The following is an 18,686-nucleotide window of genomic DNA, read 5'->3' as shown; positions in this document are numbered from 1 at the left end:
AGCCCCTTCGCCGCCAGCTACACCACCTCCTGCAGCGTCGCCGACCACCCTTAACCCACTGCAAATTCCGCAACGCCCACTGCAACTTCCACGACGTCTGCCACTGCACTTCCAGCGTCGTTCCACAGCGAACCCTCCGGCGCGCCTTCCACGAGGGTGCCGGGCGACCAGCTGTTCCGCCTCGACGGGCCTGAGCGCCCGCGCCGGTGTCTGCTTCGCTGTGCTGGTGGTGAGCGGCCACGGTCGGCGGCCAACGCCGGCGTGGCCTCCGGCCACGAGGCCACGGAGCGGCCATGGGGTCGATCGCGGTAGCCCACCCAGGTCCGGCCACGAGGTCCGGCCACGAGGTCCGGCCATCGGCCACGAGGTGGTACGGCCGGGCGGCCACGGCGTCCGGCTGGAGTGCTGGCAGCGGCCGTCACGGGCTGCCTCGGGTTTGGTCCGGCTGATCATGGCGGGTGAGCGGCAACGTGGGCTGGCCGGTCACTGGGTGTGACTCCGGGCGTTCGTGGTCTCTAGCAGACGGGCGCTGCGCGCCAGGGGAAGCGATGCCGCCTGCGGCGCCCCTGGCGCTGCGCTCGTCTCCGTCTGCTCGGGCGTGACCACGCCCGGGGACGCACCCAAGGACCCCGGACCAAGCCGCCCACGGAGGCCGCCATGTCCACCATCACGATCGTTGGGAACCTCGTCCGGGACCCGGAGCTTCGCTTCACTCCCACCACCGGGAAGGCGGTCGCGAACCTGACCGTCGCGGAGAACCACCGCCGCCGCAGCACCGACGGCACCGGGTGGGAGGACCTGCCCACCTCCTACTGGCCGGTAACGGTGTGGGGCGACCAGGCAGAGCACCTCGTGGAGTCCCTGACCGCCGGCACCCGGGTCGTGGTGGTCGGGCGGACGGGGACCATGGTGTGGACCCCGACCGAGGGCGAGCGCGCCGGGACCGAGCAGCGGCGCCTCGAGGTGGTCGCCGAGGAGGTCGCGCCGAGCCTGCGGTGGGCCACCGCGCAGGTCACCAAGCTCGGTCGCCGCGAGGGCGACGCCCCAGCCACTGAGGAGCCGCCGTTCTAGGTCTCGGCGCTGGGGGCCTCGGGGTGGTGTCCCGGGGCCCGCCGGGCCCGGACCCGGGCGATGATCTCGGCTGCGGTCGGGCGGGTGTCAGTGGCGTCGAGGGTGTCGCGCAGCGCGGAGAGCGGCCGCGGCCGCCGTGCTGCGGGCCGGCACGCCTCGTCCACGGCGTCGGCCAGCGCCCGGAGCTGTCCCTCATCGTCTCCGCCGTCCCCCTGCTTGTCCCCCATCCGCCCATGCTCAGGTGTCCTGTCGATCCGCACCCTGTGCTTGATCGCTTGTCATTCGATCGTGACCTCTTGCTGATCACTTCTTCTCTGCTGCTGCGCAGCAGCCATCCATCACCTGCCGTCTGTGCCCTGACCTGCACCCTCATGTCGCCTGTTGATCACTGCATCTCGCTACGCTCGACCTCAGGCATTTCGCTGTCGCTCAACCGCAACACACCTATGCCATTGCTATCGCGGAATGATCTTGGGGGCGGCCGCGTGGGGCCGTACCGTCGCCTCATGCTCCGGATCACCGCCATCGGCGCCGGGGCTGTGGAGTACCTGCTGGCGGGCTGCGAGGCTCACGAGCACGCCCACGAGCTGGAGGCCCGCGCGGACGCCGCCGAGCTCGGCGCGGACCGCTACTTCGCGAAGGCGATGGAGATGGGCGAGCCTCAGGGCGTGTGGCTGGGGAAGGGCTGGGAGGCCCTCGGCCTCAGCGACATCGAGGCCGGCGCCCAGGCCCGCGAGGAGCAGGTGCGGGCGATCTTCGGGCAGCTGCGCCGCCCTGACTCGACCGAGCGCGACCCGACCTACATCGGGTCCAAGCCCCGCACCTACAAGGGCTACGAGGAGCGGCTGGCGAAGCTGCAGGCCGCCGAACCCGACCCCTCCCCCGAGCGGGCACGGGCGATGGAACGCGAAGCCGCCGCCGGCGGCACCCGCCCAGTCGCCTACTACGACTTCACGTTCTCGCCCGTCAAGAGCGTCTCGGTGCTCTACGCCGCCTACCTCGCGGCCGGGCTGCACGGCGAAGCCGAGAAGGTCCGAGCCGCCCACGACGAAGCCGTGAAGATCGCCCTCTCCTACGCCGAGCAGCACGTCGCGCACACCCGGTTCGGGCGCACCGAGCACGGCAGGGTCTACGCCGAAGCCGAGGGCCTCGCAGTGGTGGCGTTCGCCCACCACACCAGCCGCTCCGGAGACCCGCAGCTGCACACCCACGCTGCGGTCCTCAACCGCGTCGGCACCGCCGACGGGCGCATCGGCGCCCTGGACGGCAAGGGGTTCCGGGCGTTCAAGGAGGCCATCGCCACCGCCTACGAGCGCGCCGTCGAGCAGGAGATGACCGACCGGGTCGGGGTGGCGTTCGAGACCCGCCCCGACGGCAAGGCCCGCGAGGTCGCCGGGGTCGACCCGGCGCTGCTGCGCAACGCCTCCACCCGCCGCGGCCAGATCGTGGAGCGCGTCGAGGCCATGGTCGAGCGCTACCGCGACCGGCACGGCCGCGAACCCGGGGCCGCGGCGCGCAAGGTGATGGCCCAGGAGGCCACCTACGACACCCGGGCGGCCAAGACAGGGATGGCCGGCCCGGCCGCGGTGGCCGCATGGGCCGACAGCGACCTTGGCCGCCGTGGCCACCTCGTGGCCGCCGTCGACGAGGTCGAACTGGCCGCGGTCGCGATGGCCACCGCCGCACCCGCGCTGGCCGCCGACCCCGGCCGGGTGCAGGAGGCGATGGCCGCCGGCCTGGCCGACGTCCAGGCCGCCTACTCGACGTGGATGCTCGGCAACCTCGTCGACGCCATCGACCGCCACCTCGGCGACGCCGCAGCCCTCGGGGTCCCGGCCGCCGAGCGGCCCGCGGCGCTCGAGGACCTCGCCCGCGCCGTCATCGCACCCGGTGCGGGGTTCGACGTCGTGCAGCTGACCGGGCACGAGCCCGTCGAGGTCCCCGCCGAGCTGCTGCGCCGCGACGGTCGCCCGGTGTTCCGCCCGCACGAGGAACGCCGCTTCGCCACTGCCGCCCACTTGGAGACCGAAGCCGGCGTCGGCACCTACGCGACCCGCACCGGCGCCCGGGTGCTCGACCGCGACCCGGTTCAGGCCGCCTGCGAGCAGGCCGGGCTGTCGGTCGACCAGGCCGAAGCGGTACTCGGCATCGTCACCTCCGGGCGCCACGGCGACGTCCTGATCGGCCCGGCCGGCACCGGGAAATCCCGCACCGTCGGCGCGCTCGCCCACGCGTGGAGCGAGACCACCGGCGGCACCGTCTACGGCGTCGCCACCGCCCAGATCGCCACCGCGAACCTCGCCGGGGACGGCTTGACCGCGCTGAACACCACCCGCTTCCTCGGCGCCGTCACCCCCGACCCGATCACCGGCCAGGCCCGGATGCCGCTGCGCCCCGACGACCTGGTCGTCGTCGACGAGGCCTCGATGGCCTCCACCCCCGATCTCGCCGCGATCTCCACCGCGGCCGCGCGGGTCGGCGCGAAGGTCGTCTACGTCGGCGACCCCCACCAACTCGACGCCGTCGGCGCCGGAGGCCTGTTCGCCCACCTCGCCGACACCCTCCCCGCCGGGCAGGTCCACACCCTCGACCAGCCGCACCGCTTCCAGCAGTCCTGGGAGGCCGAGGCGTCGCTGCAGCTGCGCGACGGCGACCCCCGCGCCGTGGAGGCCTACGCCGACCACGGCCGCCTCGTCGCCGGCACCGTCGAGGAGATGACCGCGGCCGCCCGCCGAGGATGGCTGGTCGACCGCCTCGCCGGGCTCGACGCCGTGCTCGTCGTCGGCACCAACGACCTCGCCGCAGACATGTCCGCCGAGCTGCAGGGCGAACTGGTCTCCCTCGGCCGCGTCGATCGCACCCCGATCGCCGAGCTCGCCGACGACAACGCCGCCGGCCTCGGCGACGTCATCGAGACCCGCCGCAACGCCTGGGGCCTGCGCGTCGACCCCTCCCGCGACGGGGTCGCCGAGCCGGTGATGAACCGAAGCCGCTACACAATTGTCGGGCGCGGCGACGACGGCACGATTCTGGGCCGCGACCGGCACGGCGCGATCGCGCACCTCCCGGCCGACTACCTCGCCGAGCACGCCGCGCTGGGCTACGCCTCCACGGTGTTCGCCGCCGAGGGGATCACCGTCGACGCCTCGCACGACGTCGTCGACCGGGACGCCACCCGCGAGGCGGTCTACGTCGGCGCCAGCCGCGGGCGGCAGCACAACTACCTGTATCTGGTGACCGAGCGCGAGCCCGACGCCCACGAGCCGCAGCGCCTCGCTGAGGTCGCCGCCGAGCGGCTGACGGCCGTGCTGGCGCGTGAGGGCGCCCAGCACGCTGCGGCCGCGGTGCTCGCCGGCGCGCAGCTCGAGGAGAACTCCGCGACGGCGCTGCTGTCGCGGCTGCAGGTCGCGATGGAGCACGAGGGCCACCCCCGCCACCTCGAGCACCTGCGCGAGCGCCTCGGCGATGGTCTCGCGGCCGGGATCGACCCCGCGGACCGCGGGACCGGGCGGCTGCTCGCGGCCCTGGACGCCGCCGAGCTCGCCGGCCACGACCCGGCCGCGTTGCTCGACCGCGCAGTCGAGTCCCGCGGGTTCGACGACGTCGACTCGGTGCCCGACGCCCTGCGCCACCGGATCCGCGGCCTGGTCCAGGCCTACGACCCCGACCGCGCGGTCGACTCGGCTGACTGGACCACGCGAGTCGTCGAGCGCGAGGGCGAGCCGGTGTCGGAGTACCGCCGCCAGGTCGCCGCGCTGCTCAGCGAGCGTCAGCGCGACCTCGGAGACCGCGTCGCCGCCGAGGCCCCCGCGTGGGCGGTCACCGTCGGCGAGCGCCCCGACCTCGAGGCCGACATCGCTGAGGTGGCAGCGTGGCGTGATCGGGCCGGAGCGGCCGCGTTGTACCGGGAGCACGCCGGGATCGGCCCCGATCGGCTCTCCCTCGGTGCCCCGCCGTCGCGGGAGCGGCCCTTGGAGCGGGCTCTGTACGACGCGGCGCTCGCCGCGACCCCCGACCGGGCACCCGAGTCCGGGGAGCGGGACTGGCGCGCCGAGCCGGACGCCGAGCTGTACGCCACCCGCGAGCGATGGGCCCGCGAGGCCGAGCAGGCCCCGACGTGGGTCGCCGACCAGCTCGCCGACACCTCCCGCACCGCCCGGCAGTGGCACGAGGACGCCGTCCTCGAGCGCGCCCGCCTCGAACAGCTCGCCCCGGACGCCCGCCGCCGCGACGAGCTGGAGCGCGACGCCGCCCGCCACGAGCGGATGGCAGCCGACGACGAGGCCCACGCCGCGACCCTGCGCGTCGCCCACGAACGACGCGGCGCCTGGTGGGAGCGCACCACCGGCGAGCGGGAGGCCGACAAGGCCGCCGCGGACGAGCTCGACCGTCGCGGGCTGCCCGAGACCCGCGCGACCGTTGAGCGGCCCGACCCGGAACCGGTCCGGCTGGTGCCCGAAGAGACTCAGGCCGAACGCGACGCCGAGCGGGTCGCATCCGAGCAGGCCCGCGAGCGGCTGCGCGCCGCCGTCGAGCTCAGCGAGCAGCGCCGGGAGGCCCGCGCGCAGGAACTGGCGCGGGTGCAGGAGCAGGCGCGCCTCGCTGCCGTCGAAGCGCAGGCCAAGCAGCGGGAACGGTCTCGAGCGGCGTACGCCGAGATCGAGACTGACCTCGAGCTGCAGCGCGCCCAGCAGCAGCTCCGCGAGATGAATCCCGCCCACCAGCTGCAGCTCCAGCGCGAGCGTGACATCGACGCCGGGTTGGAGATGGAATGAGCGGCGTGCTGGCGACACCCCCCGAGCTGTTCGACCCCGCGACCGGGGCACCACCCGGCGACGCGTGGGACGTGCAGGTCGTCGCCCCGCCCGCCTACATCGCCTGGCTCGAGCAGCAGGCCCGCCGCGGCAGCCGCGACCGCTACCTCGCCGCCGGGCTCGCCGCGTATGAGCCGGCGATGGGGCACGCGGTGGCCGTCCTCGCCGCCGCGTTCCCCGACGTCCCGATGACCCCACAACGCCACGACCAGGTCTCCTGGTCACGCACCTCCCACCCCCACGTGCACGTCTTCCTCGCCGCCCACGACCGCCACGGCCGAGCAGTCACCCGCGCCGAACTCGACAACGCCGGCGCCGAGGCGTGGATCGCGCAGCTCGACCGGCTCATCGACGTCACCGACGCCCAGCCCGAGCTCGGGATCATCTGGACCCGCAGCGGCATCGAGGGCGTCAACCACGGCCGGGTCATCGACCACACCTGCTTTGGGCTCTACGGCCCGTTCCAGGCGATCCTCGCCTGTCCCTGAGCGGGGCATCGACACCACCAGCGGGTGCACGCCGGTCGGTAGACTGGGGCACGTCCTAGTAGCTCAGTGGATAGAGCACCTCTCCGACTAAGAGGCGGTCGCGGGTTCGAATCCCGCCTAGCTTCAGAGGCCGCAGGGTCGAGCGCAGATCGCTCCCCTGCGGCCTTCTGCATGTCCGTGGGCCTCAAGAGGAAGCGGGGCCTCCGCCCCGGCCCCAGGTCCTCGCTCCGACAGGAGGCGAGGAGGGCAGGAGGAGGTTCTGACGTCGTCTCGACCAACCGTGACTACGGAACCCCGGGCCCGCCGAGGGACGACAGGTTCCGGGTCGGGGTTCGTTGTCGGGGGCCGCACTTAGCCTGCCGCCATGGGACCCGAGGAGACGGTGCGAAAGGCCTACTCGGCCATGTCGGAGCAGTACATCGGGCTCTTCGACGACGGGTGGGAGGACCGGACCCACCCCGAGGACATGGCGATCATTCGAGACCACCTCACCGGCTTGTCCGGGCCCGTGCTCGACCTCGGCTGCGGGCCCGGCCACTGGACCGGCCACCTCCACTCGTCCGGCGTGGACGTGACGGGCATCGACCTGGTGCCCAGGTTCATCGAACACGCCCGTCAGACCCATCCCGGCCCGGACTTCCAGCTCGGTTCGCTCACCGATGTCGACCTTCCCGCCGGATCCGTCGCCGGGGTCCTGTCCTGGTACTCGACCATTCACATGGCGCCGGTCGAGCTCGACCGGGCCCTCGCGGAGTTCCGACGTCTGCTGCAGGTCTCCGGCGTGCTCGTGGTCGGCTTCTTCGACAGCGCCGGTGAGGTCGCCACCTTCGGGCACAAGGTGACCACCGCCTACCACTGGCCGGTGGCCGTCTTCGCTGAGCACCTGGCTCAGGCTGGGTTCGTGGAGCTGCAGCGGGTGCAGTACGCGCTCCCGGAGCGACCGGACCGACGGTTCGCCGCGATCGCTGCCGCGGCCCGCTGACGTCGCCTCGAGGCGGATGCCGCAGCGTCTCCACTCGCTGTCATAACCGCGCAGGACGGATTATCAGGCGCCCGGCGGCGGGTCACCCCGGCGCGGGTCCGGCGAGTACCGCGGTGGCGGCCACGCGGGCGAGTTGGGCCGACCGGAGGGGCCGACAGGGCCGCGTGGGTGGCCGGTGACGACCCGGTGCCGGCCGCTGGATACTCCGATCCGGTGGTTCCGCCTCAGACCGCCGGACGTCGCGTTTGTGCAGCTCAGCGGCGGGGGCCTTGGCCGCGATACAACCATGGGGTGGACGATTCGGAGCTGGGAGCACCGACCGTGCACCGTGGGCCCGGGCTCGACCGTCGGGGTGGTCGAGCCCGAGCCCCATCCGCCGAACCGGGGCCAGGTGCTGACCTCCCGACCCCGCAGCAGCCGGACGAGCAGAGAGCGGGCGGGGCTCCGCCCCGGACCCTGGGCCTCACTCCGACAGGAGTGAGTAGAGCGGGATCATCCCTGACGTCGTCCCGGCCGACCGGAGGTGACCACGGAACCCCCGGACCCGCCAGGGACCGCTCCGCTCGCCTCCGGCGCCTGGCCCGCCCGGAGAACCCGAGGTCCGCGGAGCGCGGCCGAAACGACGACAGGATTACCTGGTCGAGTGCACGGACAGGCGTCCTCGAACCCACGGGTCAGTCGACCGGGTGACCCATGAGTGTCAGAGTGGCGTGGTATCTCGTTGATGGCAGAGACGAACGGTCACACGGGAGGAGCGTCCGATGCCCGGGAGCGCCAAGAGAGTCAAGGTCTTCAACAGCGACAAGCTGGACAAGCGCCGCACCACGATCCTTGCGCGGGTGAAGACCACCGAGGCCGACTTGCGAGACCGGGGGAGCCGGTACGCCCTCGATGCCGAAGAGCTCGCCGCCTACGAAGAGCTGCGGGGCCTCGACTACCTGCGCGACGGCGCCCAGCGCCCCGCGTGACGGCTGTCGAGCCGCCATCAAGCCTCGAGGAGCAGGCCAACCAGTTTGCGGACGACCTCACCGCCACGGTCAAGACGCTGGTCCCTGGCTGCGACCGGTTCGAAGCGGCCGTGCTCACCGATGAGCAGGGGCGGGGACGCATCAGCATCAGGCAAAGCCCCGACACAGGGGTGCCGCTTAAGGTCGACGGCGAGCCTCTGCTCACCCTGACCGTGTTGATGTTCCTCTCTTGGGACGCCCCCGGGCAGTACCCGGCTGTCGACAACTCCGAGTTCAAGGTCTGGCAGGGCGCGAAAGCCAAGGGTGAGCCTCTGTTCCGCTACGAGTACGAGCGGTGGCCCAACCCGGACAAGCCGGGTGCCCATCTGCAGGTTCACGGACACCGAGATGCGATCACTCACGTCATGTCGCGTGCGGGGACAGGAACCAGGCGAGGGCGCCGACGAGCCGAGAGTGACGCGGTCCCGCGGATGAGCGAGCTGCACTTTCCGCTAGGCGGCCCGCGGTGAGTGTCGTCAAGAGGCGTGGCCCCGCCGTCTTCATCGAATCTGGCCCCGGCGGCGAGCCGTGTTGATCGACTTCGGGGGTGACAGCCTGGAGGTAGCGGGGCAGGGTGCTGGCCGTGGCCGACGACGTCCTTGATCCAACGAGGCTGTATCGCGTTCGCGATGGCGCGTATGCCGCGGACCTGTTGATCGCCGCGGTGGCGGAGTTCGACCTGTTCTCGTGGTTGGACGAGCACGGACCGGTCTCGGCCAAGGGCGTGTGCGAGGCCATGGGGTGGGCTGCTCGCCCTGCGGACGTGTTGCTGACGCTGGCCGCCGCGCAGGGCCTGGTGGTCCGTGATCTCGCGTCCGGTGATCGGGTCGCGGTCACCGAGCTCGCTCGTCAGCATCTGGTGGCCGGGTCGCGGTTCGATCTGCGCGCCTACTACTCCTCGTTGCGCGAGCGCCCGGCGGTGGGCGAGTTCGTCCAGGTCCTGCGCACCGACGCGCCGGCGGCGTGGGCGAGCGCCTCCGCGCCGGCAGCTCCTAGCGCTGACCAGGACCGGAGCGAGCCGACCGGCAGCGCCGCAAGCGACTGGTCAGGTCGCCTGGATGACGTTGACTTCGCTCACCGGATCACGGCCGCGATGGACGCTCGGGGCGCGTTCCTCGGGCCCGCGCTCGCGGAAGCGGTCGCGGATTTGAGCTTTGCGCGACTGCTCGACATCGGCGGGAGCTCCGGGGTCTATGCCGCCGCGCTGCTTGAGGCGCGCCCGCAGGCCCAGGCAGCAGTCTTCGAGCGCGCCCCAGTCGATGAGGCGGCGCGCACTCTGCTCGCCGAGCGCGGCCTGAACGAGCGCATTGAGGTCATCGAGGGCGACATGTTCACCGACGCGCTGGCACCCGGGTTCGACGCTCACCTGTTCTCGCAGGTTCTCCACGACTGGGACGGCGAACGCGTCCAGGCGCTGCTGGCTGCCTCGTTCGCCGCCCTCGAGCCCGGCGGGTGGCTTCTCGACCACGACACCCACATCAATCAGGACAAGACCGGGCCCCAACCGGTCGCGGAGTACTCGACGCTGCTGATGCACTCGACCCCGGGTAAGTGCTGGTCGGTCGGCGAGCTCTCCGACTTCGCCGCGGCCGTCGGCTTCGTCGACATCACCCACCGCGCGACCGCCGCCGACCGCGGCGTGCTGTTGGCGCGCAAGCCGGCTTAGCCCGCGTGGTTGCGAGCCCCGCGCGCGTGGGCGAGGCGGTAGGAGGTGCTGCCGGTCTCGAGGATGTTCCCGGCGAAGGTGAGCCGGTCGATGATCGCGGCGCAGAGCCGTGGGTCGGTGAAGGTGCGGGTCCAGCCGGAGAACGGCTGGTTGGAGGCGATGGCGATCGCGTTGGTTTCCTCCCGCTCGGTGAGGACCTGGAACAGGAGCTCGGCGCCGCGGCGGTCGAGTTCCATGTAGCCGAGCTCGTCGATGCAGAGCAGGTCGACCCGCCCGTAGCGGGCGATGGTCTTGGCGAGCTGGCGTTCGTCGGCGGCTTCGACGAGTTCGTTGACCAGCTTTGTGGCCAGCGTGTAGCGGACCCGGAACCCTTGTTGCGCGGCGGCGGTCCCCAGCCCGATGAGCAGGTGAGACTTGCCTGTCCCACTGTCGCCGATGAGGCAGAGCGGCTCGCCGGCCTTGATCCAGGCCCCGGTGGCGAGGGTGTTGACGGTGGCCGGGTTGATGGCGGGGTTGGCGTCGAAGTCGAAGTCCTCGAGCCACTTCTCCCGCGGGAACCCCGCCCCCTTGACCCGCCGGGCCGACCGGCGCCGGTCGCGGTCGTCGCACTCACCGAGCAGCAGCTCGGCGAGGAACCCGCGGTAGGACAGCTGCTCATGTTCCGCGGTCACGACCACGTCCTCGACCGAGGACCTGATCGTTGGCAGGCGCAGGGTGCGGCAGGCCTGGTCGATCGCTGCGGTCGCGGCCTGCTCGGTCAGGGCCTTGCGACGTCGACGGGCGCTGGTCACGAGACTTCTCCTGTCGACGACGAGGCAGATGACGTGCCCGTCGGTGACCGGCGGGCGAGGAGCTCGTCGTAGGCGGCGACCGTGGGCAGGGGGCGCGTGTCCGCTGGCAGCGAGGCGACGGTGGCGCCGGGATCGGCCAGGCGTCGCTCGGTCAGGCTGACCACTCGCAGCGAGCTGTCGACGCTGCTCGCAGCGACCGCGATGGGGGTGTGGTCTTGTTGGTGGCGCCGGGCCTCGACGGCGACGACGTCCGCGCGGACCGCTCCGACGCTGATGGCGGCGCGCAGGCCGGCGAGGACGACGGCGTGGGGCAGGTGGCGGTGCAGCAGCAGGACCTCGACCAGCTCCCGGGTCCCGGCGCCGTCACCGAGGGCGCGGCGGGCGGCGGCCCAGAACGCCTCGTGCTCACTGGTGAACGACCCGTCCGCCCGGGCCTGGGCCAAGGCGACCGACCCCGGCAACGCGCCGGGCTTGCGGCAGAGCACCTCGAGGTAGTGGTCCAAGCGCAAGGTCACTGAGTTCTTCACCGCCGAGCGCTCGTGGCGGGCGACCTCGCGGCGCCCGTCGAGCACCACCAGCTCGCAGGCGCGCAGCATGACCCGGACCTTGCGCCCGACCAGCCGGGCCGGGACCGAGTAGGACGCCGAGCGGACCCGGACCCGGGCGTGGCGGTCGACCCCGGCCCAGAGGATCACCCCGGTCTCGAAGCTCTCGCGCGGAACTGGCTGCAGGGCGCGGCGTTCGGCGGCGAACTCCGCGGCGATGTCGTGCTGACGCCCAGGGAGGTGGCGGGCGTCGTCGATGCTCGCGCAGCCAGCGATGAACTCGTTGAGCTCGGTGAGCGAGGCGACCTCGGGGATCGGGACGAGGTGACGACGCCGGAACCGGCCGACCTCCCCTTCGACGCCGCCCTTCTCGTGGCTGCCCTCCTGACCGGGGCGGCAGAAGAACGAGTCGAACCCGTAGTGGCTGCGCAGCGCCACGAACCGCTCCGCCTCGTCCCGGTCGCGGCCCTGCAGCACTCGCGAGACCGCGGCCTTGAGGTTGTCGTAGCGGATCCGGGCCGGCACCCCGCACAGCGCGGCGAACGCGCGGGCATGACCTTCGAGGAACGCCTCCTGGCCCTGGTTGGTGAACGCGACCTGCACCGCCTTGCCCGACGCCGACAGCCGCAGCACGAACAGGTGGCACTTCGTCTCGACGCCGTCGATGCGGGCGACGAACTCGCCGAAGTCGACCTCGGCCTCCTGCCCAGGCAGGTGTTCCTGGGCGACCATCACCTCCACCTGAGGCCGATGCTCCGCGCGCCACGCGCGGACGTAGCGAGACACCGTGATCTCGGCGAGCTCGGCGCCGTGTTCGGCGCCCAGGCGCTGCCACACCCGCCGGGCGGTGTGACGCTGCTTCACCGGCGACTGCTGGTCGGCCTCGAGCCAGGCGTCGATCACCGGCTTCCACCGGTCCAGCTTCGGCGCCGGCCGCGCTCCCGCCTTGCGCGGCGGCGGCACCGCCGAGGCCAGCGCTTGGCGCACCGTGCGGCGGTGCACCTCGTGCCGCTCGGCCAGCGCCCGGATCGACAGTCCCTCCAACCGCCGGTCCCGCCGGATCGCTTCGAACAGCTCCACCCGCCTGGCCACCCTCCGGTCCCTCCCGGCGACCAGACCCACGCCGGCCTGCCGGGACTACTCCATCTAGGGGTGGGGCCAAAACCGACGACGACACGCCCATCCCGCCCACGGGGTGGGGCCAGAACCGATGACCACAGACCGACCTACCGGGGCCAGATCAGGTGATCACACCCACCGCGGTTTCGTCCGTGCCTCGAGGATGTCCTCGAGATGCTCGTCAACGAGTTCGGAGTCGACTGCACGTCGGATGGGCTGGCGGCGCTGCGCGACGCCCGGGAGTCGTGGCGTGGGGTGCAGCTGGCCACTGCGACGCGAGACGCTCCCCAGCACGCGATTCGTGCGCTGAGAGAACTGGGCTACACGGTCACCTGGTCCGGCGGTGGCGATGAGCCGGCGGGCACGCCGTCGAAGACGCGGAGTCTCTAGGAGCACTCTCGGCTGCTGCGCAGAGGGACGTCATGACCAACGTGGTCTCGGAGGTCCGGCCCGCGATTCTCGCCGACCGCGCCGATCGGTGGCCGACCGGGCGAGCCGTCGGCGCGGTCCCTCCGGACACACGAACGCCCGGGCACCCCAGAGAGGGGGTGCCCGGGCGTTCGGTGCTGCCTACTGCTGCGGGGCGCCCTTGTTGCCCTTCGTCCCGCCGTTGCCGTTGCCGCTGCTGCCCGTCCCGCCGACACCCTTCGTGCCGTTGCCGCTGCCGTTGCCGTTGCCATCACCGGACGCCATCACTGCCTGCTCTCTGCCCAACGGGTGTCCGCCGAGCACATCGCTCCAATGGGGGCGGTGTGGACACCCGTCGTGCATGGTTCTGACCGGTGGCACCTCGGCGTACGGCGAGACCGTCCGTGCGGGTCCGTGACCTGCACACAGTGTGCTTACTGGCCCGAGCACACGGGCACCGGGACGCGTACCTCGAGGGCGTCGTGGCGGGTCTGGAGTTCAGAGGGTCTGACGCCAGTTCGCGACCAGCTGCAGCAGCAGCGCCTGGGCCTGCTCGATGGTGATCGGGGCGGCGTTGGTCGGCTGGTGCTGCGCGTGGCGGGCGGCGTCGCCGGTGGCGTGTTGGTTGTTGACAGCGTCGGCGAAGCTCTCGAACTCGGCAGGGGTGAGCCAGCCGGTCGCAACGAGGGTCTGCTGCGCGGTTCGTCGGTTCGGGCCGCCGACGTTTTTCCGGATGGTCTCGTAGACCTTCCACATCCGGACGGCGTCGAGCTGGTCGGCGCCGATCCAATTCAGGACCTGGTCGAGGTCGGGGTGCTGGGCGGCCGCGGCGAGGTGCCCGGGTGCGGGCGGCGGGGGCGGCGGAACGGGGGTGCCGCCGCTGGCAATGACGGTGACCGTGGACGAGCTGGACAGCTGGACCTCGGCCACGCCGATCACGTGTACGGAGTGGTCGTCGCCGTCGTAGCTGGGGAGCGCGGTGACGGGCCGGAACTCGACGCCGCGCTCGAGGCGGCCGATGCCATTGAGGTGCGCGACGATCCGCTGGGCTTCGGCGTGCACCGCGGGGTGGTCCTCCCACCGGTCGTCGAGGGCGGTCCCGACGAGCGCCCACCCCTTCTCGGTCTCCTCGACGTGGGGGTCGCCGCCAGCGGTGAGGTCGGCGAGCGCGGCGAGATCGTGTGGGTTGCCGGCGAGGCGGGCCCGGATCGGGCGGGGGTCAGGGAAGTCGGCCACGTCCAAGCACGGTATCCGCGCACTGCAAGATGGATGCGCGTCACTTCATGTGCGCGATCTTGTTACAGCATACGGAGACCACACACTTACCGACCCGGACGGTCGGACCGTGGTCGTCACGGCCGTTGAGGGTTGACTGTCGGGGGGTCCCGCCACACTCCGGACCGTGAGCACATCCTCCTCCGATCATCCGGCCGTCGACGTCGCCCTCACTACCCTGGTCAGCGTCGTGAACGACGTCGCCGAACCCCTCGACGGGCCCGGCGTCACGCTGACCGTTCCCGGTCTCCTCATCACTGGGAAGATCATCCCGAACTGGTACTGGAGCCAGGACGCCGGCGAGCGTCACCGCGCGGCGTACATCGAGGCCGGCGGGAAGCTGACTGAGGACGGTCACAGCCCCTGGTCGAAGTACTTCGACCGGATCAGTACCGCGATGACCACACGGCGGGACGAGCAGAAGGCCGCGATGGACGCGGCCGTCGACCTCGCTGACCGGTATCGGAAACACATCGCAACCAGCGACGATCCGTCCTTCATCCACCTCCGCGACGCCCGAATCTGGGCGGGGGCGACGACCGTCCCGTCCGGGGAGGGCACGTTCTGGCGGGGCCGTCTCAGCGACGTCGTCGGCTGGGTGTTCGGCGAGCTGGGCTAGTCACCGGCCCCGAGACCCCGCTTCCTCAGGGCCAGGTGGGTGCTCTCCTATGCTGGCTGGCCCACGGCGGGTCGTGGTCGACGTCGCCGATCGGTGCGTCCTGGCCGGTCAGGGCACTGCCGCTGGTTGCGGTATAGCGGGTGCCTCACTCAGTCCGGCAGGTCCGGACGGCGACTCAGCGTAAGGGGTAGAAGCTGAGGGTCCCGCACGACGCTCCGGTCGACCGAAGGTGACTACGGAACCTCCAAGCCCGCCAGGAGTCGCTGCGCTCGCCTGTGGCGCCCTGGCCCGCCCGGAGAACCCGCGGTCCTCGAAGCGCGGCTGAAACGACGAAAGGACCTACGTGGGGGTCAGCGAGACCCGACGAGGACGAGGACGCGTCGTCCTATCCTGCCGGGGTCCGGCTGAAGATGATGACTAAGTCTGAACCCTCCTCGAGGGGGAAGAAGCGCCCGCACAAGGTCCCCGACGGTGGCAAGAGGTCGAGATCGACGAGAGCCTGGCGCGTGAGTGGGCTCGACCCGCGGCAGCGTGAGGAGCTGCTCGCGGCGCTGCGCTGAGGAAGCGTTAACCGCGTTAAGGGTCGGCGGTCAGCGCGGGCCGTTGATGAGGCGGAACTTGGCGGCCTGGAACTCCTGGTCGGTCAGAGCCCCCTGTCGGTGGAGGTCGGCGAGCTGGTTGAGCTGACCGACTAGGCCCTGGTCGGGGGCGGCGGTGGCCACGGGGGCCCCGGCGGACGGGTTGTAGCCGGCCGTGATGCCCTGCTCGATTGAGCTGCGCAGCTGCTCGAACTGCGGCTGCTGCTGCTTAGTGAACATCACCGAGTTCTCATCGCTCGCGGCGTCCCAGGACTGCGAACCGAGCCGCGACTGGCGCTCGTTGCCACCGCCGAGCGAGAACTGGATGAAGCCGTTGACGACCATGCCCGCGGGCTTGAACTGGACCGCGGTGATCTGACGGAGCGGGATGCGCTTCTCGCCCTTCCCGACGCCGGCTCTGGCGAGGAACCCCTTGCGGGCGATGGTCACGAACCCGCTGTCGACGATGACGGTGCCGTTGACGCCCTTGACCTCCACGAACTCCCCCTCCGCAGAGCTGAGCAGCCCGCCGCCCCCAGCGCGGCGAGGAGTGTCTCGCATCGCGGGCTGCCTGCTGCCTCCGGCCCACCGATGGCGGGAGTCCGTCCGGCAGCGTTAACCCGGTTAATAACCCGGCGCGGCGCCTGGACGCGTATCGAGGCTCTGGCAGCATCGGGGCTGCCCATCCGAAGTACTGCCGGTCTCGGCGGGAAGCACACGGGGAGCCTCTCTTGGCGCGCGTCCATGTCATCGCGAACCAGAAGGGCGGCGTCGGGAAGACGACCGTCACCGTCAACCTTGCGGCCGTCGTCGCGGACACACTCGGCAGCAACGTTGACAAGCCATCAGTCCTGGGGGTCTCCACAGACCCGCAGGCGTCGATGCTCGAGTGGGCAGAACGTGTCGGTGACGCCCTGCCATTCGACTTCGCCCAGTGCCACGACGACCCAGGCAGCCTGAGCAAGCTTCGCCAGTTCGAGCAGTACGACCACATCTTCGTCGACACCCCAGGCTCGCTTGAGGACGAGGCGATCCTGCAGACCGTCCTCGCCCAAGCCGACGACGTGATCGTGCCGTTGGAGCCCGAGCCCATGTCGTTCTCACCGGCGGCCCGGTCGATCCAGCGGGTCATCGCACCGTCAGGAGCGCGGTGGCGAGTCCTGCTCAACAACTGGGACCCCCGTGATGGCGAAGCGGACCTGGCGCAGACCCAAGGGTTCGTGCAGGCCAAGGGCTGGCCGGTGTTCAACACCGTGATCCGGCACTACAAGCTCCACGCGCGCGCATCAGCCGAGGGCGTCACCGTCGTGCAGTACGCGAAGAACCGTGTCGCGCTCGAGGCCCGGCAGGACTTCTTCCGGCTCGCGCTCGAGGTGCTCGGCAGCGACGGACAGGCGCCGCGGCACGCCCGCGAGGCCGACGCGCCCCGGGAGGCGTGACCGATGGCCAGGAAGGTCAACCTGGCGTCGCTCGCCGCCGACGACGTCGCCGACAGCACCCCGCAGGAACGCCACGGCGCAGGCGCGGCCGAGCTGCCGATCGACAAGGTGGCCCTCAACCCGCTGAACCAGCGCACTGACGGCGACGAGGACCTGGACGAGCTCGCAGAGCTGACCGCGACTATCCGCGAGCACGGTGTGCTGCAGCCTCTCGTCGTCGCGACCACTGAGGCGTTCCTTCAGCGATACCCGGACCAAACGGCAGCGCTCGGCAGGTCCCGGTGGGTGGCACTAATCGGGAACCGGCGCTTGGTGGCGGCCCGGAATGCGGGTCTGCAGCAGGTGCCGGCGGTCGTTAACGACGAGCGCACCGGTTCGATGTTCGAGGTGATGCTGGTCGAGAACAGCCACCGTCGGAACCTGGCGCCGCTGCGGGAGGCGGAAGCGATGCGCCGAGTGCTCGACCGTGACGAGGTCTCGCAGGCCGCGCTGGCGCGCCGCATCGGCAGAACCCCGGCGTACGTGACCCAGCGACTCGCGCTTCTGACGCTGATCCCCGTGTTGCGCGCGGCGCTCGAGGACGGGTCGCTGTCGGTGAAGCTGGCTCGCGAGTTCGGTTCCCTCCCGGATGAGGAGCAGGGAGCAATCGCGGCAGCCGGCCCGCCGGACTGGGCCCCGCGCGTTAACCGCGTTAATGCCTCGCGGCGGCGTGCGGCAGGTCGATCGAGCAACCTCCCCGCGGGGAACCCGGAAGCTGCTGCGCGGTCGATTCGGGAGCTGTACTCGGGCGACGAGCTGGCTGAGCTGATCCGGTTGCTGATTGCCGAAGACGCGTAGGTCAGTCAGCAGTGGCAGGCGACGTGCCCGGACGGTCGGCGCCCCTTACGACCACCACTCGCGATGGATATCCATAGGCACTTCGGGGTCGAGGTGGCAGCGCACGACGCGACGCACGATGAGCAGCGGCCGGTCGACCCCGAGCGTCTCCAGCCACGCGTCGTCTCCGCCGGCCACCTCGACCAGCGCCCGGCCGTCGTCGTAGGCCGCGAGCGGGTTCGGCAGCACCCCGAGCTCGTCTAGCCTCGGGCGCAGCATCGACACCAGGATCCCGACGGCGGTCTGTCCGGAGTCCGGGTTGGTCGAGGTGACGTCGTGCTCGTCGACCTCGAGCGCGCGCTTCGTGACCCACACTAGGTCGAACACGACGTCCTCGAGGTCGCCGTCCTCTACCTCGCCGTGCTCGTCGGGCAGGTCGAGGCGGTATGAGGCGCGGAAGTCGGCGCCGATCTGCTCGAACAGGGCGACGAGCTCAGCCTGCAGCCGCCCGGCGGCCCGCTCGATGACGTCAGCGTCTCCGCTGCCATCGCTCGGGCCCTCGTCGGCTGCGGGGGCGTCAGCCACGGTGGGCCGCCCGCTCGCGCAGCCACGCCGGCACCGCCGCGATGTCCATCGGGGGGTCCATCGCCTCGAGGTCGTCCGCGGCGGCGGCGAGGGCCTCGTGGCGGGCCCGGGCGGCCTCGTCGGCGACCTGGGCGCTCACGTGGGCCACGGCGTCGTCGAGAGCCTGGCCGAGCGCGTCGAGGGTGCGGCGCAGCTCGGCGAGCGGGCCAGCGGGGCTGCGGTCCGGCAGGGCGGTGACGAAGGTGCCGACGCCGTGCTCGATGCGCAGCAGCTGCTGCTCGGCGAGCAGGGTCACCGCGTTGCGGACGGTGTTCAGGGCGACGTCGTCGTACTGACGGGCGAGCTCGGTGATGCCGGGCAGGCGGTCCCCGACCGTGAACTCGGTGCCCAGGCGCCGGTCGCGCAGGTCGGCGGCGATCTCCCGGTACTTCGGCATGACGAGCAGTCTACTAGAGGTCAGAGAGAGTTAGAAGACTGCGACAA

The 18,686-nt window shown here is 71.7% G+C and carries 19 protein-coding genes; 11 read left to right on the top strand and 8 right to left on the bottom strand.

What is annotated here, in order from left to right; translation table 11 throughout:
• The first annotated feature begins 657 nt into the window (after window positions 1-657).
• Window positions 658-1,071 (top strand): single-stranded DNA-binding protein, encoded by a 414-nt coding sequence (gene ssb, locus LN037_RS28120; protein ID WP_230759715.1) that lies wholly within the window; start codon window positions 658-660, stop codon window positions 1,069-1,071.
• Here ssb and LN037_RS28115 read toward each other — a convergent pair.
• Window positions 1,068-1,298, bottom strand: coding sequence for a hypothetical protein (locus LN037_RS28115; protein ID WP_230759713.1), 231 nt, complete (start codon window positions 1,296-1,298; stop codon window positions 1,068-1,070). The genes ssb and LN037_RS28115 overlap by 4 nt on opposite strands.
• A 279-nt stretch (window positions 1,299-1,577) precedes the next feature.
• Between LN037_RS28115 and mobF the strand changes: the two genes are divergently transcribed.
• The 6 genes from mobF to LN037_RS28085 all read left to right on the top strand — a co-directional run bounded on the left by mobF (window position 1,578) and on the right by LN037_RS28085 (window position 10,028).
• The gene (gene mobF / locus LN037_RS28110) at window positions 1,578-5,846 is read left to right on the top strand and encodes a MobF family relaxase (RefSeq protein WP_230759711.1); all 4,269 of its coding nucleotides are present in this window, start codon (window positions 1,578-1,580) and stop codon (window positions 5,844-5,846) included.
• A 5-nt stretch (window positions 5,847-5,851) separates the two neighbouring features.
• Window positions 5,852-6,373, top strand: coding sequence for a hypothetical protein (locus LN037_RS28105; protein WP_230759709.1), 522 nt, complete (start codon window positions 5,852-5,854; stop codon window positions 6,371-6,373).
• A gap of 364 nt (window positions 6,374-6,737) precedes the next feature.
• Window positions 6,738-7,355, top strand: a complete 618-nt coding sequence (locus LN037_RS28100) for a class I SAM-dependent DNA methyltransferase (protein ID WP_230759707.1) — start codon at window positions 6,738-6,740, stop codon at window positions 7,353-7,355.
• Window positions 7,356-8,116: 761 nt separating this feature from the next.
• On the top strand, window positions 8,117-8,323 hold the full coding sequence (locus tag LN037_RS28095; protein WP_230759705.1) for a hypothetical protein: 207 nt from the start codon (window positions 8,117-8,119) through the stop codon (window positions 8,321-8,323).
• Window positions 8,320-8,832, top strand: coding sequence for a hypothetical protein (locus tag LN037_RS28090; RefSeq protein ID WP_230759703.1), 513 nt, complete (start codon window positions 8,320-8,322; stop codon window positions 8,830-8,832). The genes LN037_RS28095 and LN037_RS28090 overlap by 4 nt, the downstream gene beginning before the upstream one ends.
• A gap of 113 nt (window positions 8,833-8,945) precedes the next feature.
• Window positions 8,946-10,028, top strand: coding sequence for a methyltransferase (locus tag LN037_RS28085; protein WP_230759700.1), 1,083 nt, complete (start codon window positions 8,946-8,948; stop codon window positions 10,026-10,028).
• On the opposite strand, the gene istB is transcribed toward LN037_RS28085, so the two are convergent.
• Together istB and istA are read right to left on the bottom strand one after the other, a co-directional pair.
• On the bottom strand, window positions 10,025-10,819 hold the full coding sequence (istB, locus tag LN037_RS28080; protein ID WP_308286204.1) for an IS21-like element helper ATPase IstB: 795 nt from the start codon (window positions 10,817-10,819) through the stop codon (window positions 10,025-10,027). The two genes, LN037_RS28085 and istB, sit on opposite strands and share 4 nt — an antisense overlap.
• Window positions 10,816-12,456, bottom strand: coding sequence for an IS21 family transposase (gene istA / locus LN037_RS28075; RefSeq protein WP_230759698.1), 1,641 nt, complete (start codon window positions 12,454-12,456; stop codon window positions 10,816-10,818). Before istA ends, istB begins: the two co-directional genes overlap by 4 nt.
• Window positions 12,457-12,657: 201 nt before the next feature.
• Between istA and LN037_RS28070 the strand changes: the two genes are divergently transcribed.
• Window positions 12,658-12,873, top strand: coding sequence for a hypothetical protein (locus LN037_RS28070; RefSeq protein WP_230759696.1), 216 nt, complete (start codon window positions 12,658-12,660; stop codon window positions 12,871-12,873).
• Window positions 12,874-13,053: 180 nt separating this feature from the next.
• On the opposite strand, the gene LN037_RS32965 is transcribed toward LN037_RS28070, so the two are convergent.
• Both LN037_RS32965 and LN037_RS28065 read right to left on the bottom strand, forming a co-directional pair.
• On the bottom strand, window positions 13,054-13,176 hold the full coding sequence (locus tag LN037_RS32965) for a hypothetical protein (RefSeq protein WP_255695140.1): 123 nt from the start codon (window positions 13,174-13,176) through the stop codon (window positions 13,054-13,056).
• 213 nt (window positions 13,177-13,389) lie between these two features.
• Window positions 13,390-14,127 carry a hypothetical protein gene (locus tag LN037_RS28065; RefSeq protein ID WP_230759694.1) on the bottom strand — a complete coding sequence of 246 codons (738 nt, stop codon included), beginning with the start codon at window positions 14,125-14,127 and terminating at the stop codon, window positions 13,390-13,392.
• Between the two features lie 166 nt (window positions 14,128-14,293).
• Here LN037_RS28065 and LN037_RS28060 point away from each other — a divergent pair, with 166 nt between their 5' ends.
• Window positions 14,294-14,785 carry a GvpU-like protein gene (locus LN037_RS28060; protein WP_230759693.1) on the top strand — a complete coding sequence of 164 codons (492 nt, stop codon included), beginning with the start codon at window positions 14,294-14,296 and terminating at the stop codon, window positions 14,783-14,785.
• A 590-nt stretch (window positions 14,786-15,375) separates the two neighbouring features.
• Here LN037_RS28060 and LN037_RS28055 read toward each other — a convergent pair.
• The gene (locus LN037_RS28055; protein WP_230759691.1) at window positions 15,376-15,924 is read right to left on the bottom strand and encodes a DUF4429 domain-containing protein; all 549 of its coding nucleotides are present in this window, start codon (window positions 15,922-15,924) and stop codon (window positions 15,376-15,378) included.
• Window positions 15,925-16,094: 170 nt separating this feature from the next.
• Between LN037_RS28055 and LN037_RS28050 the strand changes: the two genes are divergently transcribed.
• Together LN037_RS28050 and LN037_RS28045 are read left to right on the top strand one after the other, a co-directional pair.
• Entirely contained in the window at window positions 16,095-16,802 is a 708-nt protein-coding gene (locus LN037_RS28050; RefSeq protein ID WP_230759689.1) for a ParA family protein, read from the top strand.
• A gap of 3 nt (window positions 16,803-16,805) precedes the next feature.
• Window positions 16,806-17,639 carry a ParB/RepB/Spo0J family partition protein gene (locus LN037_RS28045; RefSeq protein WP_230759687.1) on the top strand — a complete coding sequence of 278 codons (834 nt, stop codon included), beginning with the start codon at window positions 16,806-16,808 and terminating at the stop codon, window positions 17,637-17,639.
• A gap of 45 nt (window positions 17,640-17,684) precedes the next feature.
• On the opposite strand, the gene LN037_RS28040 is transcribed toward LN037_RS28045, so the two are convergent.
• Window positions 17,685-18,203, bottom strand: a complete 519-nt coding sequence (locus LN037_RS28040; RefSeq protein WP_230759685.1) for a hypothetical protein — start codon at window positions 18,201-18,203, stop codon at window positions 17,685-17,687.
• Window positions 18,196-18,639, bottom strand: a complete 444-nt coding sequence (locus LN037_RS28035) for a GntR family transcriptional regulator (protein WP_230759683.1) — start codon at window positions 18,637-18,639, stop codon at window positions 18,196-18,198. The genes LN037_RS28040 and LN037_RS28035 overlap by 8 nt, the downstream gene beginning before the upstream one ends.
• Window positions 18,640-18,686: the final 47 nt, after the last annotated feature.

Origin of the sequence: Actinomycetospora soli, from assembly GCF_021026295.1 — a bacterium.
Lineage (GTDB): Bacteria > Actinomycetota > Actinomycetes > Mycobacteriales > Pseudonocardiaceae > Actinomycetospora > Actinomycetospora soli.
Note: the sequence above shows the minus strand (reverse complement) of the source record. Positions and strands in the feature narration are given on the sequence as shown.

Bases quoted from the DNA above. Each gene is read 5' to 3' on its own strand.
- LN037_RS28100 (WP_230759707.1), top strand. From the start codon at position 6,738: ATGGGACCCGAGGAGACGGTGCGAAAGGCCTACTCGGCCATGTCGGAG.
- mobF (WP_230759711.1), top strand. From the start codon at position 1,578: ATGCTCCGGATCACCGCCATCGGCGCCGGGGCTGTGGAGTACCTGCTG.
- LN037_RS28115 (WP_230759713.1), bottom strand. From the start codon at position 1,298: ATGGGGGACAAGCAGGGGGACGGCGGAGACGATGAGGGACAGCTCCGG.
- LN037_RS28095 (WP_230759705.1), top strand. From the start codon at position 8,117: ATGCCCGGGAGCGCCAAGAGAGTCAAGGTCTTCAACAGCGACAAGCTG.
- ssb (WP_230759715.1), top strand. From the start codon at position 658: ATGTCCACCATCACGATCGTTGGGAACCTCGTCCGGGACCCGGAGCTT.
- LN037_RS32965 (WP_255695140.1), bottom strand. From the start codon at position 13,176: ATGGCGTCCGGTGATGGCAACGGCAACGGCAGCGGCAACGGCACGAAG.
- LN037_RS28045 (WP_230759687.1), top strand. From the start codon at position 16,806: ATGGCCAGGAAGGTCAACCTGGCGTCGCTCGCCGCCGACGACGTCGCC.
- LN037_RS28070 (WP_230759696.1), top strand. From the start codon at position 12,658: ATGCTCGTCAACGAGTTCGGAGTCGACTGCACGTCGGATGGGCTGGCG.
- LN037_RS28035 (WP_230759683.1), bottom strand. From the start codon at position 18,639: ATGCCGAAGTACCGGGAGATCGCCGCCGACCTGCGCGACCGGCGCCTG.
- LN037_RS28055 (WP_230759691.1), bottom strand. From the start codon at position 15,924: ATGCGAGACACTCCTCGCCGCGCTGGGGGCGGCGGGCTGCTCAGCTCT.